We start from the raw sequence: 17,294 nt of genomic DNA on the forward strand, positions 1-17,294 counted from the left end.
GTCCTGCCCTTAATTGCCCGCTGCCGCGTCCTCGAGCAGCGCCTTGCGCACGGCGTCGCCGGCGCCGGAATAGCGGTCGGCATTGTCCTTGGTGATAAGCGCCTGCGGCGTGGCGACGACGCGCGGCAGCTTCTGCCCGGCCACCAGCCGCAGCGCCGATTCCAGCGCCACCTCGCCGGTCAGCACCGGGAAGCTGTCGACAGTGCCGGTCAGTTCGCCGGCGCGGATCGAGGCATAGGCGTCGGAGATGCCGTCGGTGCCGAAGACGGCGACCTTGTCCTGCAGGCCGGCGGCCTTGACCGCCTCGACGATGCCCAGCGCCATGCCGTCATTGTTGGCATAGAAGCCGATCAGGTCGGGGTGCTGCTGCAGGATGTTGCTGGCCGCGTCGAAGGAGGTCTGGCGGTCCCAGTTGCCGGGCACGCTGGCGACGACCTCGAACTTGCCGGCTTCGGTGATCGTGGTCTTGAAGCCATCGGTGCGCTGGACGGCGGCATAGACGCCGGCCTGGCCTTCGACGATGGCGATCTTGCCGCCATCCGGCCGGTTCTTGATGAACCATTTGGCGACGCGCACCCCATTGTCGCGCTGGACATTGCCGACATAGTGCTCGGCCTGCGGGATGACCGCGTCGTTGACGTTGACCACCGGCACGTTGGCGGCCCTGGCCTGTTCCATGATCGGCTGCAGGTTGGAGTCGGTCTGCGGCGAGACGAGCAGCACGTTGTAGCCCTGCGTGACCAGGCCTTCGGCGATTGTCAGCTGGCCGAGCTGGTCGCCCTCGCTCTGCGCCGCCTGGTAGACGACCGGCACGCCGACGCGATCGCCGAACGACTTGTAGCCCTCACCCAGCGAGCGCCAGTATTCGTTGGTCAGCGTCTTGGAGACGGCGCCCGCCCTGGTGCCGTCGGGCAGCTTGGGCAACGCGCCGAACTTGGCCTCGAGCTGCGACCAGTCGATGCGGTCCTTCTCGGTATCGGAATTGAGCGGCGCGAGTTCCGCGGAAAAGGCCGAGCCGATGGACAGCGCCATCAGCGCAGCGGTGGCGGTGGCAAGCAGAAATTTCATGGTCTTTCCTCCCTTGTTGAAAACGGCGCCGGCCTCAGTTCTCCGGCCCGAGCATGGCTTCCTGGATGATGGCTTGCGACGCGACCGCGTCCTGGCGGTCGATGGCGGTGGACAGGCGATTGTCCTTCTCCAGACGGTCGACGACGCGCAGCATGCGCTTGACGGTGGCGATGTTGACTTCGCATTCGTGGACCGGATCGAGGCCGGTCATGTCGGGGAAGGTGTCGAAGTAGATGGCGCCGGCGTAGCCGTCGCGGCGGATCTGGCGGAGCAGCTCGATCGTCTGCAGCGTGTGCACTGCGCCGACCATCAGGCCGTCGTCGCGCTTGGCATAGCCGTCGTTGAGATGCACGCCCAGGAGCTTGCTGTGGCGCGCCACCAGTGCTGCGGCAAAGGCCGGCTGCTCGTCGGCATAGAGCACATGGGCGAAATCGAGCGTCACGCCGAGATTGGGCAGGCCGATCTCGCGGATCGCCAGCAATGTCGTCGCCGCGTCGGGCATCAGGCTGTAGGAACGCGGCTCGTTGGGCTTGTATTCCAGGCTGATCTCGCAGTCGGGATCATGCGCCGCCACTTCACGAATACCATCTATTTCGTGTTGCCACAGCGTCGCGTAATCGGCCTGGAAGGCATAGTCGAAGCCATCCTGGCCGAGCCACAGCGTCATCAGATTGGCGCCCGCCTCACGCACGGCGTCGATGCCGGCCTTGGTCAGGTCGATGGCTTCGCGGCGAACTGCCGGATCCGGATTGGTGAAGGCGCCGAGCTTGAAGGCGGGATTGGAGTAGTAGCGCATGGCAAAACCATTGATGGAAAGCCCAAGATCGCCGAGGTTTTGTGCCATTTCCGCAGGTTTTTCATCGACATGATCGGGAAAGTTGAGGTCGAGGTCGGTCAGCCCCGCAACCTTCGCCGCACGCGCCGCCATCTGCAGCATGGACGGCTTGCCGACAAGATCCGGCCATTCGGCCTGCGGCCGCGAGGCAAAGGAATTGAGGCGTGTGGCGAAACGATTGGCTGTCATGGATGACCCTTTGGTGAACATAACTTCACATGTATACGACAATTTGTAAAGTCCTCATTTGAGAGCTCTAGGGAATTCGACCTTGAGGCGGCGCCGCCAAACCGTAGGGCCTGCGCATGGTAAGGTTCCGGGCGGGCGCTGCTGATCGCAACCCTGTACAACCGCTGGCCGCCCTTGCGTCTTGCGCGCCAATTGATCATTCTCGCCGCAGTTGCACCGCGGCCGGGGGGTTCGCACATGCCGACGCTTTATGCGCTGAAACCGGCCTTCCAGGCCAGGCTGCGGCCGCTCGCCGACCGGCTGGCCGCGGCCGGCGTCACCGCCAACCAGATCACGCTGCTGGCTGCCGCCCTGTCGGTTGCCACCGGCGTTGTGGTCGCAGCCCTTGCCGGCCATCGCGCGGTCTTGCTGCTTATGCCGGTGGTGCTGTTTGCGCGCATGGCGCTCAACGCCATCGACGGCATGCTTGCGCGCGAACATGGCCAGGCCTCAACACTCGGCATGTATCTCAACGAACTCTGCGACGCCGTCTCCGACCTGGCGCTGATCCTGGCCTTTGCCGCTCTCTTCCCTGCCTGGGGGGTCGTCGCCTTTGCCGTCACAGCAATGCTTGTGGAGTTCGCCGGCGTGCTCGGCATCGCGGCAGGCACCGGGCGCAATTATGCCGGGCCGTTCGGCAAGAGCGATCGGGCGCTGGCGCTCGGCATCGTCGCCTTTCTCATCGCCTGCGGCCTGTGGGTGGACGCGATCACGCCGTTCGTGTTTCCGGCAATGGCTACACTCTCGCTGGTGACCGCCATCAACCGGATACGCAGCGGCCTTAACGGGAGCGGCGACTGAAATTCCGGTCGCATCCGCCTGGGGAAAAACATGCTTCATGAACCGACGATTGCTGCTTCCGCAGTTGAGCTGCGGGTGGCGCAGGAGCGCACCTTCCGCAGCCATGACGGCACCGAGATCTTCTACCGCTACTGGCCGGCGGTCGGGCAACCCGCCAGGGGCGCGATTGTGCTGTTCCACCGCGGCCACGAGCATGGCGGCCGCATGGCGCATCTGGTCGACGAACTCGATATGCCCGGCCATGCCTTCTACGCCTGGGACGCGCGCGGCAATGGCCGCTCGGCCGGCGAGCGCGGCTATGCGCCGTCTTTTGCAACACTTGTGCGCGACATCGATTGTCTGGTGCGCGAGATCGGCAGAGACGGTTTTTCCCAGCGCGACATCGCGCTGATCGCGCAATCTTTCGGCGCGGTGCTCGCCGCCGCCTGGGTGCATGATTATGCACCGCAGATTCGCGCCTTGGTACTGGCCTCGCCGGCCTTCTCGGTCAAGCTCTACGTGCCTTTCGCCAAGCAAGGCATTGCGCTGTGGCAGAAGATCAAGGGCCGCTTCTTCGTCAATTCCTACGTCAAGGCCAAGTTCCTGACGCATGACCCCGAGCGCATCGCCTCCTTCGAGGCCGATCCGCTGATCACGCGGCCGATCGCTTCCAACATCCTGGTCGAGCTCTACGACCACGCCGCCCGCATCGTCTCGGATGCCCGCGCCATCACCGTGCCGACGCAATTGCTGATCTCCGGCAGCGACTGGGTTGTGCGGCATGGACCGCAGCACGAATTCTTCGTCAATCTCGCCAGCCCGGCCAAGCAGCGGCATGTGCTGCCCGGCTTCTTCCACGACACGCTGGGCGAACGCGACCGCCGCAAGGCACTCGACCTGATCAAGCCGTTCCTCGAAAGCCAGTTCTCGACGCCACAGAAGTCCGTCGACCTGACCGCGGCCGACCGCTCCGGCTACACACGCGACGAGGCCGACCGGCTGGCCTCGCCGCTCGCTTTGCTGTCACCGAAAGGCCTCTATTGGGCGATGAGCCGCGCCTCGATCCGCGCGGGCGCCTGGCTGTCGTCAGGCATGAAGACCGGGATCGCCACCGGCTTCGATTCCGGCTCGACCCTCGACTACGTCTATGAGAACCAGGCGCGGGGCGCCGGTCCGCTCGGCCGCATGATCGACCGCACCTTTCTCGACGCCATCGGCTGGCGCGGCATCCGCCAGCGCAAGCTGCATCTCGAAGAGCTGATCGGCAGCGCCACTCGCACGCTGAAGGCCGCCGGCCGCACGGTCCATATCGTCGATATCGCTGCCGGCCACGGCCGCTACGTGCTCGACGCTGTCGCCAAATGCACCGAGCCGCCGGCCAGCGTGCGGTTGCAGGATTTTTCCGAGCTCAACGTTTCGCTCGGCTGCAAGCTGATCGCCGAGCGGCCCCTGCCGACCGATGTCTCGTTCCACCAGGCCGACGCCTTCGACGCCGAGATGCTTGCCGGGCTCGATCCGGCGCCGGACCTGGCCATCGTCTCCGGGCTTTACGAATTGTTTGCCGACAACGCCATGATCATCCGCTCGCTCGGCGGGCTGGCCAGGGCGATGCAGCCCGGCAGCCTGCTTGTCTACACCAACCAGCCCTGGCATCCGCAGCTCGAAATGATCGCCCGCAGCCTGACCTCGCATCGCGGCGGCCAGGCCTGGGTGATGCGCCGGCGCACGCAAGGCGAGATGGACCAGCTGGTGGCGGCGGCCGGCTTCGAGAAGCTCGACCAGCGCATCGACCAGTGGGGGATCTTCACCGTATCGGTCGCGCGGCGCGTCTGAGCATGGTCTTGCCTGTCCTTGGCCCTGCCGCCCCTTCTGCCCCTGCGCGCGAGCCGTACGCTGGAATCGCGCTGCGGGCGGCGCTGTGGCTGGTCTTTCTGGCGCCGTTCTTCTACGCGAGCTACGGCTTCGCCAACTGGCTGGCGTCGCAGCGCGACGATGTCGGCAGCATCGTCTTCGCCTGGGAGCACAACATCCCGTTCATCGCCTGGACGATCGTGCCCTACTGGTCGATCAATCTGTTCTACGGCCTGTCGCTGCTGCTCAACGATACCAAGCGCGGCGTCGATCGGCTTGCCGGCCGCTATCTGACGGCGCAGATCGTCGCCGTCGCCTGTTTCATCCTGTTCCCGCTGACGGCGACCTTCGTGCGGCCGCAGACATCGGGCCTGCCAGGCTCCATGTTCGCGGTGCTCGGCGGCTTCGACAAGCCGTTCAACCAGGCGCCGTCGCTGCACATCGCGCTGCTGGTCATCATCTGGGATCATTGGCGCTATCGGCTGAAAAGCATGGCCGGCGTCGTCTGGCATGCCTGGTGTTTGCTGATCGGCGCCTCGGTGCTGACGACGTGGCAGCACCATGTCATCGATATCCCGACCGGCGCTTTGCTCGGCTTCTTCGCCCTGTGGCTGTTTCCGCGCCACGGCGAATTGCCGTTCGCCGGCTTCCGGCTGACCGCTGATGCCGGCGCGCGGCGGCTGGCGCTGTTCTACGCGCTGGTTGCAGCGCTGGCGCTGGCCGGCGCCGCTGCCGGCGCCTTCGTTTTGGCGCTGTGGCTCATCCTGCTGTGGCCGGCGCTGGCGCTGGCCATCGTTGCCTTCGCCTATGCCGGAGCCGGCGCCAAAGTGTTCCAGAAAACTGCCGACCGCAGCGTCTCGCTGGCCAGCCGTGTCTTGCTGCTGCCCCACCGGGTTGGCGCCAGGATCAATGCATGGATATGGACGCGCAAGCTGCCGCCGCATGTCGCCATTGCCGACGGTGTCTTCCTCGGCCGCTTTCCCACCGTCGCCGAGGCTGGCGCATTCGGCACGGTGATCGACCTTGCCGGCGAGCTGGAGCGGCCGCGCGGCGTCGCCTGCCGCTGGACGGCTGTCGCCATGGTCGATCTTTTGCCGCCCTCGCCCGAGGCGCAGGCGCAAGCGGTGGCGGCGATCGAGGACGCGCGCAGCTACGGCACGGTGCTTGTCTGCTGCGCGCTCGGCTTCCAGCGCAGCGCCGGCGCCGTCGCCGCATGGCTGGTTGCCACCGGCCGCGCCGACACGCTGGCGCAGGCGCATGCGCGGCTCGCCGCATCGGGCCGGCCGGTGCATCTTCGGATCGCGATGGACGAGCCGGCATGAACAGTTCGAGCAATAGACGAAGCCACTTGCCAAAGTCGGCGCTGCCCCTCACCTGCCTGCCGGCATCCTCTCCCCGTATAGTGACGGGGAGAGGGGTGCCGTTATCAGCGGTTTCGCCAATCACCAGCGTTTTAGAAATGGCGCCGACACTGCGGCCAGCCTCTTCTCCCCGTCACTATACGGGGAGAAGTGCCCGGCAGGGCGATGAGGGGCGGCGCAAGCATTTGGAAAAGGGCGGCACCAAACCTGAAGCGATTATTCCGGCATGAGTGCCCATCGAGACAAGGCCGAAGCGTTCGCCGCCGGGCTGATGACGCAGGCGGTGTGGCCGCTGTTTTTTGTGCTGGCCGCGTTGGCGGCCGCGCCGGTCATTGCCGTGGCAGCGCAGCCGCAGGCGACCACGCTGGCCGCAGCGGCGTGGCTGGTCGCGGCAGCGAGCGGCGTGGTCACTCTCGCCGTCTCGGCCCTGCTTGCCTTCGACGCGTTGCTGTTCTGGCTGATGGCCAGCCACATCAGCGAGGCCGCCGGTGGTGCCTCGGTCGACGACGTGCTGGCGCGCATGCGCGTCAAACCGGCCGCTGCCGGCATCCGCTCGCTCGACCGGCGCATCGCGGGCACGCAACGCCTGCTGATGAAGCAGCGCATCGCACTCGGCCTGTTCGTGGCGGCGTCCCTCGTCGCCTTGTGGTTCTGAGCCCGGCGATGAGCAAGCTCGGCACAAGGACCTTCACCCTGCTGCAGACCGTGACCTCGGTCGGCCTGTCGGCGCTGGCCTGGGCGGTGACCGGCGTGCGGCCGATCTGGAACGGCAGCCAGCCGTCGAACCGGCAGCGCATCTACTTCGCCAATCATGCCAGCCACGGCGATTTCATCCTGCTGTCGGCCTGCCTCAGCGAGAAGCAGCGCGTCCGCACCCATGCGGTGGCAGCCGCCGACTATTGGGGAAAATCGCGGCTGCGCCGGTTCATCGCGCAGGACATGCTGTCCTCGGTGCTCATCCACCGGCAGTGGACCGATGAAGCGCAGAATCCGATCTCGATCATGCTGTCGGTGCTCGACGAGGGTCATTCGCTGATCATCTTCCCCGAGGGCACGCGCAACATGACCGACCAGCCGCTGCTGCCGTTCCGCTCCGGCCTCTACAATCTGTCGATGGCGCGGCCCGACGTCGAACTCATCCCGTGCTGGATCGAGAACATGTCGCGGGTGCTGCCCAAGGGCCAGTTCGTGCCGGTGCCACTGCTCTGCCGGGTGGTCTTCGGCGCGCCGATCGCCATTGCGCCCGGCGAGGAACGCCGAACCTTTCTCGAGCGCGCCCGCCAAGCACTGCTGGCGCTGAACCCCCGCCCGCCAACGCATGATGCGGAAAAGTGGAATCCGGTTTACCGAAAAACATCATGCGACCAAAACAGCGTCGAGCCCAAAGAGCGTAGAGCCCAAAGAGCTGGAGATCGTGCCGGATCCGGTATCCGGCACGATGCTCCCGGACACGATCCTCCAATACACGATGCTCCCAGACACGATGTTCCAAGAGACGACTAGAACAACATGCCAATGCACGAGACGCTTATCATGGTTGTCGGCCTCACTGCGGTGCTGACCACGGCAAGCCTGGTCGCCGGCATCCTGTCGTGGCGCGCGCCGAAGCCGCTGTCCTCGACGCTGGTCAATCTCAACCAGCGCATCAACGCCTGGTGGGTGATGGTGGTGGCGATCACCGTCGCCTTCTTCTTCGGCCGCGCCGGCATGACCATCCTGTTCGCGCTGATCTCGTTTGCCGCCTTGCGCGAATTCGTGACGCTGACGCACAGCCGCCGCAGCGACCATTGGGTGCTGCTCGGCATGTTCGGCATCATCATCCCGTTCCAGTACTGGCTGGTGTGGACCGCCTGGTACGGCCTCTTCACCATCTTTATCCCGGTCTACTGCTTCCTGCTGATGCCGGCGATCACCGCGCTGCACGGCGACACCGAGCGCTTTCTCGAGCGCGTCTCGGCGCAGCAATGGGCGGTCATGATCTCGGTCTATTGCGTCAGCCACGTGCCGGCGCTGCTGACGCTCGATGTGCCCGGCTTCGAAGGCCGCAACTTGTTGCTGGTCGCTTTCCTGATCATCACCGTGCAAGGCAGCGACGTGCTGCAATACATCTTCGGCAAGCTGTTCGGCAGGCATCTGATGTCGCCGAAGGTTTCGCCGTCGAAGACCTGGGAAGGGCTGGTCGGCGGGCTGGCGACGTCGAGCCTGCTTGGCGCGCTGCTGTCGTTCCTGACGCCGTTTTCGCCGCTGCAGGCGGCCGGCGTCGCCTTCATCGCCTGCCTGATGGGCTTCCTCGGCGGGCTGGTCGCCTCCGCCATCAAGCGCGACCAGGGGGTGAAGGACTGGGGCCATCTGATCGAGGGCCATGGCGGCATGATGGACCGCGCCGACAGCCTGGTCTTCGCCGCCCCGGTTTTCTTTCACACGGTGCGCTATTTCTGGACGTGAGGGCGAGCTACGACCTCAGAGGCTGTTTCGAAAGTCGCTCCGGCGAGTCATATGGTGGTGGTTTCGAGAACCGGAGCGCAGCGGACATTTGGGTCCGTGAGCACCGGAAGCGCAGAAAACGCCATCAGATGGCCGCCGGAGTAGAGTTTCCAAACAGTCTCTTACTTTGCAGCCGCAAGCGGCGCCTTCCTGGCCGGGCGCGGCCGGCGGCGCATGCGGCGCTTGACAGCGACCTTCAGCGCAACCGGCGGATCGCTCGACAATGCGCCCAGAACGGCTTCGACCATGCCAAACGCCACAAAATCGGCGTTGATGTCATTGGCCAATTCGACTTCTGTCTTTTTGTCGTCGCCGTCCTTCGACCAGAACACAATGCCTACCCGCAGCGCCGACCTGGCACGTTTCAGCCGACGAACAAGGAAACGGGCGTGCTTGACCGAGTCGCGGTTCAGGAAGCCGACCACGACGGTGTCGACGGCGTCGAGGTCGAGCCGGCGAATGCCAGTCGGATCCATATCGGCAAAGCTCGCCTTCGAGACCGTCGCCCCCTGGACTTCGAGCACCTGCGCCAGCATGGCGGCGGCGGCATCGTCGAGTTCGCCGCGGCCGCCGGCACACAGCACCGACATGTCAGTGCCATCCGGCAGCTCAGTGTCGTCCTCGCCCTCCGCTTGAGCCTGCTTGTCCTTGTCCTTGTCCTTGTCCTTGTCCTTGTCCTTGTCCTTGTCCTTGTCCTTGTCCTTGTCCTTGTCCTTGTCCGCTGTGGCAGGCTCGACTGTGGCCGGATTGTCGTCCTCCTCTGCTTCCTCACGTGCGCTGTCGTCGAGGTTCGTCACCAGCATCTGCGCGCTGGCCGCCACCCGCCGTCTTTGCTCATCGCCCATGACGCCGCGCACGCGATCCTGCTCGCCGAGCAGCAGTGCGGGAATGGCGACCTTGTCATAGAATTGGAAAAGATATTCTTCCTCCAGCATCTCCTCGGCGTGATCCGTGGCTTCCTCTGGATCGCCGGCCAGCAGCCGTTGGTAGAGCCGGGCGTGGGGTTCGAGCACCGGTTCGTTGCCGAACAGCACGTCGAGGAATTCGAACTGCGGCACGTGCCTGCCGAGCACGACGAGGCAGACCGTGAGCGGCGTCGACAGAACCAGGCCCAGCGGGCCCCAGAGCCAGGTCCAGAAGATAGCCGCGACGATGATGGCCAATGGCGAAAGCCCGGTGCGCGACCCGTAGAGCCACGGTTCGACGACGTTGCCGGTTATCATTTCCATGGCCACGAACAGCCCGGCGGTCCACAGCACGAGCGACCAGCCGGGCGCCACGGCAAGCGCCAGGAACAGCGGCAGCAGCGCACCAATGATCGGGCCGATATAGGGAACAAAGCGCAGCGCCAGCGCCAGCAATCCCCACAGCAGTGCATTGGGTATGCCGAGAACCCAAAGCCCTGCTGTAACCGGTATGGCATAGACGATATTCACGACCAATTGCATGAGCAGATATCGGCCGACCCGCTTGCCCGCTTCCTGGAGCGCCTCGGTGGTCCGATGAAGGTCGCCGTAGCCGACGAGGCGTATGAAACGATCGCGCAGGTCCTCGCGCTCGAGCAGCATGAATATGACGACGACGACGATCAGGCCGGCCGATGCCAGCGGGCTGATCAGCGGGCCGATCAGGTTCTGCAGAACCTGGAGCGGCCTTTCGCGTGCGATGATCTCGACGGGCACCGGCTCGCGCCGTGGCTGATCCGCGGCCGGCGGCGAGGTTTCCTGCCTGTCGAGTTCCTGGCCAACACGTTCGATCGCCTCGCTCAGCCTGGCGATGACGCCGCCGCCGACGCCGGTCTCCTTCAGGGATCGGACTTTGGTCAGGATATTTGACTGGTAAAGCGGGATGTTCTGCGCCAGTTCGCTGACCTGCGTGGCGACAATGAAGGAGAACAGCGCAAGGACGGTGAATGCGCCCAGCACACTGGCGATGACCGCAGGAAGACGGGGAATGCCAACCCGTTTGAGTGCCGAAACCAAGGGTGCAAGCGCAAAGGTCAGCAGCAGCGCGATTGCGATCGGCAGGAAAACCTCGCGCCCGAAATACAGGGCCGCAACCGCCGCCACGACGGTCGCGACGGTGGGCAGCGACATGCGCGGCAGGGCCATGGCAGCCGAAACAACGCCCACCAGCCCGGGCTCCGACGGATGCATGCCGTTTCGCCGATTGGCCGCCACTTGATGCCTCCACCCTGCCATGACCATGATCGGGCATATTGAGCCGGCATGCAACGTCCCCACCTTCGTGCCAGCGAGCCCCGCGCGAGCGACAAGCGGTCTTCGTCTCTCGCTCAGCCCGGGGTCAGACGGCCCGGTGTCAGGCGGAATGGCTCAGCCAATGACGGTCGAACACGTCGACGATGGCGCGGAACTCGGCCGGCGGGATCTGGCTGGCGCCGCCGTCGCTGTCTCCGACGAGGAATTGCGCCAGCTGCCGGTCAACCGCTTCCGTCTGCTCGACGGACAGGCCAAGCGATGCCAGATCGGCGGCGATCGATCCGTCGGGCGGCAGATATCCGCCCCATGCCTGGGGCGCCGGATTGCGCAAGCGGACCATCAGGATTCGGGTCAGCGACGGCTGCGGCTCCGGGCCGATGATGGTGGTGCCGCACAAATAGCCGCCAAGCACGCTTCCCGGCCGCGAGTGCGGAAACAGGCACAAGAAGAATTGCGCTTCGCCGCTGGCTTCCTTCAGATGCGCATAAAGCCCGCGTTTTGCCGACGTCATCTGCCCACCGAGCAGCAGCTGCCCGGTCGGCAAGGCCTCGCGATAGGCGGCGGTCAGGCCGTTCGCCCCCGGCCCGACCTCAATCGACAGGCTGCCCCTGATCAGCTGGCCGCGATAGTAGGGCGACAAGGCGCTCGAATAACAGGCGTAGGTTCCGGCAAGGGCCAATCCAGGGCTCCGCTCCTCATGCCCGGCAGCGGTTTCGAAATGCGCATTGGCGCGGCGCTCCAGTTCGGCCCTGTCGATGCCGTGGCGGGCACAGATCGCCGCGGTAAAACCTAGCAGGTCGCTCTCGGCGATCCAGGCGCCGGGCTGCTCCAGCTTGAGCAGCTTCGTCCAGTCGTCGTAGACGCTGAGCTCGCGTGGCTGGGAGCGCCCCTGCAGCCATTTATCGGCGCGGCCGAGGTCGAACGCCGTCTTCGGGTTGACGCCCCGGAACGCCGCCGCAAGGTCCTTGCGGGTGACGGTCCCAAGCACGGCCGCGGTCAGCCGCAATTTCTGCGCGATATGCCGTGCCATCCTACCCGCCCCTTTATGCCGCCGCGAGGATAGCACGCGCCGGCTATACTTTTCCACAAGCTAATATTCCAGAAATTCCGGAGAATTCCACGCCCCTCCACGCGCCTGCGCTTTTCGCCCCGCCGGGCGGCGCTAAGGTCGCGCAGGGCAGGGGCAAGTTATGAAACTCACGCTATTTAGGCCTGAATACCAACACCCTTCCTCAGTCATTTGAACGACGGCGAAGCCGAGCTCTCGGCACCGGCACAAACCAGCGTAGATGCCGCCTCAACAAGGAAGGAATAATTCGATGTCCTGGATTGCCTCCCCCAAAATCCCTTTCACCGCGGTTGCGGCTGGATCCGCTGCACTGCTGCTGCTGACCTTCGGGCCGGATGGACCGTCGCGTGCCGCTGCCGGCTCGCGCGCGGCAGCGACATATGGCAAGGCGGCTCCTGCGGCGCCGGTCATCGATCCGACGCGCATCGAAGTCGACGGCGGCGCGCACGTGATACGCTTTTTCATCGACGGCAAGCAGGTCGCCCTGCTCGACTCGAACGGCTTCAGGGATTGATCTTAACACCAGCGTTGGCCGCGACATTGAGCGGCCAAGCGCAACTGGATGTCTGGGTTCTGTCGCGGCCGCTCCAAGCTTCGGCCTGATGCGGCTGCAAGCCTACACGTGCCGGCAACTGCTCACATTGTACTTTTCCACAAGCTAATATTCCAGAAATTCCGGAGAATTCCACGTCCTTCCACACAGCGGCCGTGTTCGGGCCGGCGGCCGCGGTTAACCTTGCGTTAACCATGGAGGGACCTCGTCATGAAACTTGCCCTGTCTGCACTTCTCACCGTGCTCGCACTTTCGCAAGCCGTGGAGGCCAAGACGAAAGCCGTTGCCACCGATGCCAAAGCGTCCTCAGCCGAGAAAAACCGGCCGCCGCTCGACAACAAGTCCACCAGCGGGATCACGTCGTCTGATGCGACGGCGGCGCCAGCCGACAACAATGGATCCAGTCTGTATCCGCCGGCGATCTATTTCAATTTCTAGAGTCCCTCCATCCGTTGTGGGGCTCAATCTTTAACCGGCCGTACGCCGCTTGCGGTGTCCGCGATCGACGGGTCCGCATTTCGACAGGTCACCTGTTCGACAAGTCATTTGTTCGACAGGCCACATGATCGACAGGCTTAGCCGGCGGCGCGCCAGGCTGTGATCCTCCACCTTCCGGTGAAATCGGCTTCAACCACGAGGCATCGCCGACTTCGACGGGCGATACGGCCTCCTGACATGAGCAACAAGGGTGCCCTGCCCGCTTCACGCGCCAGCGATGGCACAGTTGCCACCACGCTTGACCTTGCCGCCATCCGCCGGATAGTCCGCTATCCCCTTCGATGAAAGACCCTGATATGACAGACGCGATCGCAAGAGACAGCAACGGCGCCCAGTTGAACGAGGGCGATTCCGTCACCCTGATCAAGGATTTGAAGGTCAAGGGCACGTCGGAGACGATCAAGCGCGGCACGCTGGTGAAGAACATCCGCCTCACCGCCAATCCCGGCGAGATCGAGTGCAGCACCAAGCAGGTCAAGGGCCTGGTGCTGAAGACCGAGTTCCTGAAAAAGGCGTGATCGCGCCCGGCACTCAGGTGCGTAACCGGCCGCCCCCGGCGCCACTCCTTGAAAGCGCGCGAAACTGCGATATATCAATGACTAAGCGTGCGTTGCACGCGACGTAGTGCTTTGGTCAAGCTTCATCTGTGGAGGTTGTCATGGCAAACGATCTGATGGAAGGAAAGAAGGCCCAGGATTGGATCAACCTGATCCTTGCGGCATGCCTGTTCATCTCACCCTGGGTTATCGGCTTCGCTGCTGAAACCGCTGCTGCCTGGAACGCCTGGATTGCCGCGGTCGTGCTCGGCGCCTTGGCGCTCGCGGCGCTTTCAGTATTCGCCGAATGGGAAGAGTGGGTGAACCTTGTCGTCGGGCTCTGGCTGATCGCGTCGCCCTGGCTGCTCGGCTTCGTGGCAAACGCCAACGCAATGGCGACCCACGTTGTCCTCGGCGTGCTGGTGGTTGCGGCATCGGCCTGGGCAGTCTGGGACTCCCGTCATCATCCGCCAGCGCATGCGTGATCGGTGACGACTGATGCTTGTCGCCCAAAAGCATGCCCTCGGGCCTGACCCGAGGGTGCGCAGCGGTTTTGGGGGGTAACGACAGGCACAGAAACAAAGACTTAAAGCGCGTCGATTTCCTTTCGAACGCGAGGCGCTTTAAGGGAGGAGCGCGGCGCGCGAGCGGCGGGCTCCTTCTAAAGCCTGAGATCGGGCCCGCTAGAGTGTTTTTGCAGCCAGGAGGAATCTGGCGTTGCAGAAATGCGGCTAAAACGAACAGATAGAGCGGACGCCAGTCAAATTCGCACGCCTCCCGCCCGCCGTATCCCGGCCAAATTGTCTTTTTGTGCTCCAAAATCCCGCCGCCCAAAGTCCGCCGCCGCGGATGCGGATGGCAGCGCTGGCGCGGCGTTCGCTGAGGACGCGCCGACGAGCATTCCGCACTGCACCCGGCAAACTTCCACTTATGTTGCACTGCGTTAGATTTGTTGCATTGCAATATCAATGCATTGCGTCGAGTCTTCGCACGGGTGGCTTTTCAACGACTTCGCGAGGTTTTGCCGTGTCAGCATCGTTTCGGCCTGATATCGAAGGGCTGCGTGCGTTGGCGGTGTCCGGCGTCGTCGCGTTCCATTTTGGTCTGTCGGACCTGCCTGGCGGCTTCACCGGCGTCGACATCTTCTTCGTCATCTCCGGCTACCTGATCACCGGCCAGCTGCTGCGGGAAATCGCCGAGGACGGCAGGCTGGACCTGTGGCGGTTCTATGCAAGGCGCGCCCGGCGCCTGCTGCCGGCCTCGCTGTTCGTCATCTTCGCCACGCTGGTCGCCGGCTACTTCATCCTGTCGCCGGACGAACAGTCGCTCTATTCGAAAGGCGCCATGTTCGCCTCGGCCTATGCGATCAATTTCTGGCTGATACGCTGGTCGTTCGACTATTTCGCCCCCGACGCGGCGAACAACCCCTTCATCCACTTCTGGTCGCTCTCGGTCGAGGAGCAGTTCTATTTCGTATGGCCGGGGCTGCTTCTGCTGGCGGCATGGCTGCGCCCGGGCAAGCGCACGGCGATCCTGGTGATCGGCCTCACCGGCGCGGTGTCGTTCGCCGTCTGCGCCTGGCTCACCACCGTGGCGCAGCCCTGGGCCTTCTATTTCTCGCCGCTCAGGGCCTGGGAATTCGCCGCCGGCGGCCTGGCGACGATGGCGCCGGTAAAATTCTGGCGAGAGAGCCCGCAACTGGGCGCAGCACTGGCATGGCTTGGCCTGGCGCTGATCGCCGGTGCCTATCTGACCTTCAGCGAGCAGGACACCCCCTTCCCCGGCTTTGCGGCGGTGGTGCCGGTGGCCGGCACCGTGCTCCTGCTGCTCAGCGGCTCCGGCAATGTCCAAAGAGGGCCGAGCGCCATGCTGGCGCTGCCGCCCCTGCAATGGGTGGGGAAACTTTCCTACTCACTCTACCTCTGGCACTGGCCGGTCATCGTCTATGCGACGATGATGGTGCCCGACCTGGCCTGGCCGGGGCGGCTTGCCTGCGCCGCATTGACGCTGGCGCTGTCGCTCTTCACCTATAATTTCATCGAAAACCCGATCCGTCGCAATGGCTGGCTGATGGCGAACGCGGCGCGCGCGCTAATCCCCGCCGCAATGCTGACCGGCGCCGGCGTCGTGGCGACTTACGCCAATGCGCGCCTTGCCGTGGACGGCCTCGACCCCTCGCAACGCATCATTGCCGAAACTGCCGCGCGGCCCTCTACCGCGCGCGCCAAGGTAGGCTGCGTTGTCGACTACGAGACAGTGACGCCGAGGGCCTGCGAGTTCGGCGCCAAGAATGCCGAGCGCTCGATCGCGCTGTTCGGCGATTCGCATGCCGATCACTGGTCGACGCCGCTGATCGAGGCGGCGAAGAAGAACGACTACAAGGTCGTCACTTGGCTCAAAGCCGCCTGCCGGGCATCGCGGCTGACGGTCTGGAGCTCGAAGCTGAAGCGTGACTACACCGAGTGCGATCAATGGCGCGAGCAATCGATCAAGGAGATCATCGCCCTGCGCCCGAGCTTGGTGGTGATCTCGGAGATCTCGCTGACCAGTTCGCGCAAACTGTCGCCCGACGCCCGGCAATCCGAAAGCCTCGATCAGGACTGGCGGGGCGGCCTGCGCGCAACGCTGGAGGCGTTCAGCCAGGCCGGGCTGAAAGTCGCCTTCATCCGCGATGTGCCGTTCAACACCCTTTTTGTCGACACCTGCGTGGCCCGCGCGCTGTGGCGTGGACAGACGCCATCGGTATGTGACGCGCCGCGAACCGACGCCGCCAACGACGCCATGGCCGCGGTGGAGCGTGACATCGTGCGCGCCGTCCCCAACGCGACCTACATCGACATGACCGACCGGTTCTGCGACGCCAAGACCTGCCATGTCTTCATCGATGGCAAGCTGGCCTATCGCGACCGCCACCACATGGCGACGCCCTTTGCGCAAACACTGGAGCCGACGGTCGAGCGCGCGCTGTTCTCGACCGGGGCGGCCAGGAAGTAAGGCGCGCAAGACGCGCCTTTCACCAGCGTCTCGGTGCCCCCAGTCTCAGTGCAAGCCAAACTCGCGCAGCAGTTCTTCGCGGTAGCGCACGAACCGGCTCTCGCTGCGATCGCGGGGGCGCGGCAGTTCAACCTCGACCAGCCGTGCTGTGCCGCCCTTCTCCCTGGGCAGGATCAGCACCCTGTCGGCAAGATAGATCGCTTCTTCCAGATCATGGGTGACCATGACCATGGTGACGTTCTCCTCGCTCCAGATGCGTGCCAGTTCCTCCTGCATGCCGATCTTGGTCATGGCGTCGAGCGCGCCTAGCGGCTCGTCGAGCAGCAGGATTTCAGGTTGCACGGTCAAGGCCCGGGCAATGCCGACGCGCTGTGCCATGCCGCCCGAAAGCTGCCTGGGATAGGCATCGCTGAATTCGGCCAGGCCGACGAGCGCGGTATAGAAGCGGGCCTTGTCCTCGGCCTCCGCCTTGGGCACGCCCCGCACTTCGAGGCCAAAGGCGACGTTGCCGAGCACCGTCAGCCAGGGCAGCAGGCGCGGTTCCTGGAAGATGACCGCGCGCTCGGCGCCGACGCCATGGACTGGCCTGCCGTCGATCGCGACACCGCCGCTGTCCGCGGCCTCAAGACCGGCAAGGATGCGCAGCAGCGTGGTCTTGCCCGATCCGCTGACGCCGACGATGACGAGACATTCGCCGGAGCGGATGTCGAGGTTGAGCGCCCTCAGCACGGCAAGCAGGCGCCCGCCGAGGGTGAAGGATTTGGAGAGGTCGCGTATCGTGACCTCGCCGCCGCTTGTGCTGGCCATGGCCGTCTCCC

At 64.7% G+C, this 17,294-nt stretch carries 15 protein-coding genes and 1 pseudogene; 11 read left to right on the forward strand and 5 right to left on the reverse strand.

Annotation, left to right across the window (positions count from 1 at the left end):
- Positions 1-9: 9 nt before the first annotated feature.
- A complete protein-coding gene (locus tag AC0L28_RS24770) occupies positions 10-1,068 on the reverse strand; it encodes a sugar ABC transporter substrate-binding protein (RefSeq protein WP_128247004.1) in 1,059 nt (352 codons plus the stop codon).
- Between the two features lie 34 nt (positions 1,069-1,102).
- The gene (locus tag AC0L28_RS24775; RefSeq protein ID WP_128247003.1) at positions 1,103-2,092 is read right to left on the reverse strand and encodes a TIM barrel protein; all 990 of its coding nucleotides are present in this window, start codon (positions 2,090-2,092) and stop codon (positions 1,103-1,105) included.
- Between the two features lie 237 nt (positions 2,093-2,329).
- Here AC0L28_RS24775 and AC0L28_RS24780 point away from each other — a divergent pair, with 237 nt between their 5' ends.
- The 6 genes and pseudogenes from AC0L28_RS24780 (at position 2,330) to AC0L28_RS24805 (ending at position 8,568) form a co-directional block, all read left to right on the forward strand.
- Positions 2,330-2,932 (forward strand): CDP-alcohol phosphatidyltransferase family protein, encoded by a 603-nt coding sequence (locus AC0L28_RS24780; protein ID WP_473480847.1) that lies wholly within the window; start codon positions 2,330-2,332, stop codon positions 2,930-2,932.
- 30 nt (positions 2,933-2,962) lie between these two features.
- Positions 2,963-4,744 carry a bifunctional alpha/beta hydrolase/class I SAM-dependent methyltransferase gene (locus AC0L28_RS24785; RefSeq protein ID WP_473480849.1) on the forward strand — a complete coding sequence of 594 codons (1,782 nt, stop codon included), beginning with the start codon at positions 2,963-2,965 and terminating at the stop codon, positions 4,742-4,744.
- A 2-nt stretch (positions 4,745-4,746) separates the two neighbouring features.
- Positions 4,747-6,084 (forward strand): phosphatase PAP2/dual specificity phosphatase family protein, encoded by a 1,338-nt coding sequence (locus tag AC0L28_RS24790; protein WP_473480851.1) that lies wholly within the window; start codon positions 4,747-4,749, stop codon positions 6,082-6,084.
- A 265-nt stretch (positions 6,085-6,349) separates the two neighbouring features.
- Positions 6,350-6,778: a hypothetical protein gene (locus AC0L28_RS24795; protein WP_473480853.1), complete on the forward strand. Its 429-nt coding sequence runs from the start codon at positions 6,350-6,352 to the stop codon at positions 6,776-6,778.
- An 8-nt stretch (positions 6,779-6,786) separates the two neighbouring features.
- Positions 6,787-7,446 (forward strand): annotated as a pseudogene (locus tag AC0L28_RS24800) (lysophospholipid acyltransferase family protein); the annotation flags it as partial.
- Positions 7,447-7,638: 192 nt separating this feature from the next.
- Complete coding sequence (locus AC0L28_RS24805; protein WP_287066368.1) at positions 7,639-8,568, forward strand: phosphatidate cytidylyltransferase; 930 nt, start codon at positions 7,639-7,641, stop codon at positions 8,566-8,568.
- A gap of 161 nt (positions 8,569-8,729) precedes the next feature.
- On the opposite strand, the gene AC0L28_RS24810 is transcribed toward AC0L28_RS24805, so the two are convergent.
- Together AC0L28_RS24810 and AC0L28_RS24815 are read right to left on the reverse strand one after the other, a co-directional pair.
- Positions 8,730-10,787, reverse strand: a complete 2,058-nt coding sequence (locus AC0L28_RS24810) for an AI-2E family transporter (RefSeq protein WP_473480855.1) — start codon at positions 10,785-10,787, stop codon at positions 8,730-8,732.
- 139 nt (positions 10,788-10,926) lie between these two features.
- Complete coding sequence (locus tag AC0L28_RS24815) at positions 10,927-11,856, reverse strand: hypothetical protein (RefSeq protein ID WP_473480857.1); 930 nt, start codon at positions 11,854-11,856, stop codon at positions 10,927-10,929.
- A gap of 289 nt (positions 11,857-12,145) precedes the next feature.
- Here AC0L28_RS24815 and AC0L28_RS24820 point away from each other — a divergent pair, with 289 nt between their 5' ends.
- The 5 genes from AC0L28_RS24820 (at position 12,146) to AC0L28_RS24840 (ending at position 16,476) form a co-directional block, all read left to right on the forward strand.
- Positions 12,146-12,409: a hypothetical protein gene (locus tag AC0L28_RS24820; protein WP_023799059.1), complete on the forward strand. Its 264-nt coding sequence runs from the start codon at positions 12,146-12,148 to the stop codon at positions 12,407-12,409.
- 249 nt (positions 12,410-12,658) lie between these two features.
- Positions 12,659-12,886: a hypothetical protein gene (locus AC0L28_RS24825; RefSeq protein WP_027154287.1), complete on the forward strand. Its 228-nt coding sequence runs from the start codon at positions 12,659-12,661 to the stop codon at positions 12,884-12,886.
- Between the two features lie 356 nt (positions 12,887-13,242).
- Positions 13,243-13,464, forward strand: a complete 222-nt coding sequence (locus AC0L28_RS24830) for an alkylphosphonate utilization protein (protein ID WP_023799061.1) — start codon at positions 13,243-13,245, stop codon at positions 13,462-13,464.
- Between the two features lie 140 nt (positions 13,465-13,604).
- The gene (locus AC0L28_RS24835) at positions 13,605-13,967 is read left to right on the forward strand and encodes an SPW repeat protein (RefSeq protein WP_023799062.1); all 363 of its coding nucleotides are present in this window, start codon (positions 13,605-13,607) and stop codon (positions 13,965-13,967) included.
- Positions 13,968-14,508: 541 nt separating this feature from the next.
- Positions 14,509-16,476, forward strand: coding sequence for an acyltransferase family protein (locus tag AC0L28_RS24840; RefSeq protein WP_473480860.1), 1,968 nt, complete (start codon positions 14,509-14,511; stop codon positions 16,474-16,476).
- 45 nt (positions 16,477-16,521) lie between these two features.
- Here AC0L28_RS24840 and AC0L28_RS24845 read toward each other — a convergent pair whose 3' ends face one another.
- Entirely contained in the window at positions 16,522-17,283 is a 762-nt protein-coding gene (locus AC0L28_RS24845; protein ID WP_128246996.1) for an ABC transporter ATP-binding protein, read from the reverse strand.
- Positions 17,284-17,294 lie beyond the last annotated feature (11 nt).

It is taken from the genome of Mesorhizobium sp. WSM4847, from assembly GCF_055811335.1.

Excerpts from the sequence above, each read along its gene's own strand:
- AC0L28_RS24770 (WP_128247004.1), bottom strand. The coding sequence starts at position 1,068 with ATGAAATTTCTGCTTGCCACCGCCACCGCTGCGCTGATGGCGCTGTCC.
- AC0L28_RS24775 (WP_128247003.1), bottom strand. The coding sequence starts at position 2,092 with ATGACAGCCAATCGTTTCGCCACACGCCTCAATTCCTTTGCCTCGCGG.
- AC0L28_RS24780 (WP_473480847.1), top strand. The coding sequence starts at position 2,330 with ATGCCGACGCTTTATGCGCTGAAACCGGCCTTCCAGGCCAGGCTGCGG.
- AC0L28_RS24785 (WP_473480849.1), top strand. The coding sequence starts at position 2,963 with ATGCTTCATGAACCGACGATTGCTGCTTCCGCAGTTGAGCTGCGGGTG.
- AC0L28_RS24790 (WP_473480851.1), top strand. The coding sequence starts at position 4,747 with ATGGTCTTGCCTGTCCTTGGCCCTGCCGCCCCTTCTGCCCCTGCGCGC.
- AC0L28_RS24795 (WP_473480853.1), top strand. The coding sequence starts at position 6,350 with ATGAGTGCCCATCGAGACAAGGCCGAAGCGTTCGCCGCCGGGCTGATG.
- AC0L28_RS24805 (WP_287066368.1), top strand. The coding sequence starts at position 7,639 with ATGCACGAGACGCTTATCATGGTTGTCGGCCTCACTGCGGTGCTGACC.
- AC0L28_RS24815 (WP_473480857.1), bottom strand. The coding sequence starts at position 11,856 with ATGGCACGGCATATCGCGCAGAAATTGCGGCTGACCGCGGCCGTGCTT.
- AC0L28_RS24820 (WP_023799059.1), top strand. The coding sequence starts at position 12,146 with ATGTCCTGGATTGCCTCCCCCAAAATCCCTTTCACCGCGGTTGCGGCT.
- AC0L28_RS24825 (WP_027154287.1), top strand. The coding sequence starts at position 12,659 with ATGAAACTTGCCCTGTCTGCACTTCTCACCGTGCTCGCACTTTCGCAA.
- AC0L28_RS24830 (WP_023799061.1), top strand. The coding sequence starts at position 13,243 with ATGACAGACGCGATCGCAAGAGACAGCAACGGCGCCCAGTTGAACGAG.
- AC0L28_RS24835 (WP_023799062.1), top strand. The coding sequence starts at position 13,605 with ATGGCAAACGATCTGATGGAAGGAAAGAAGGCCCAGGATTGGATCAAC.
- AC0L28_RS24845 (WP_128246996.1), bottom strand. The coding sequence starts at position 17,283 with ATGGCCAGCACAAGCGGCGGCGAGGTCACGATACGCGACCTCTCCAAA.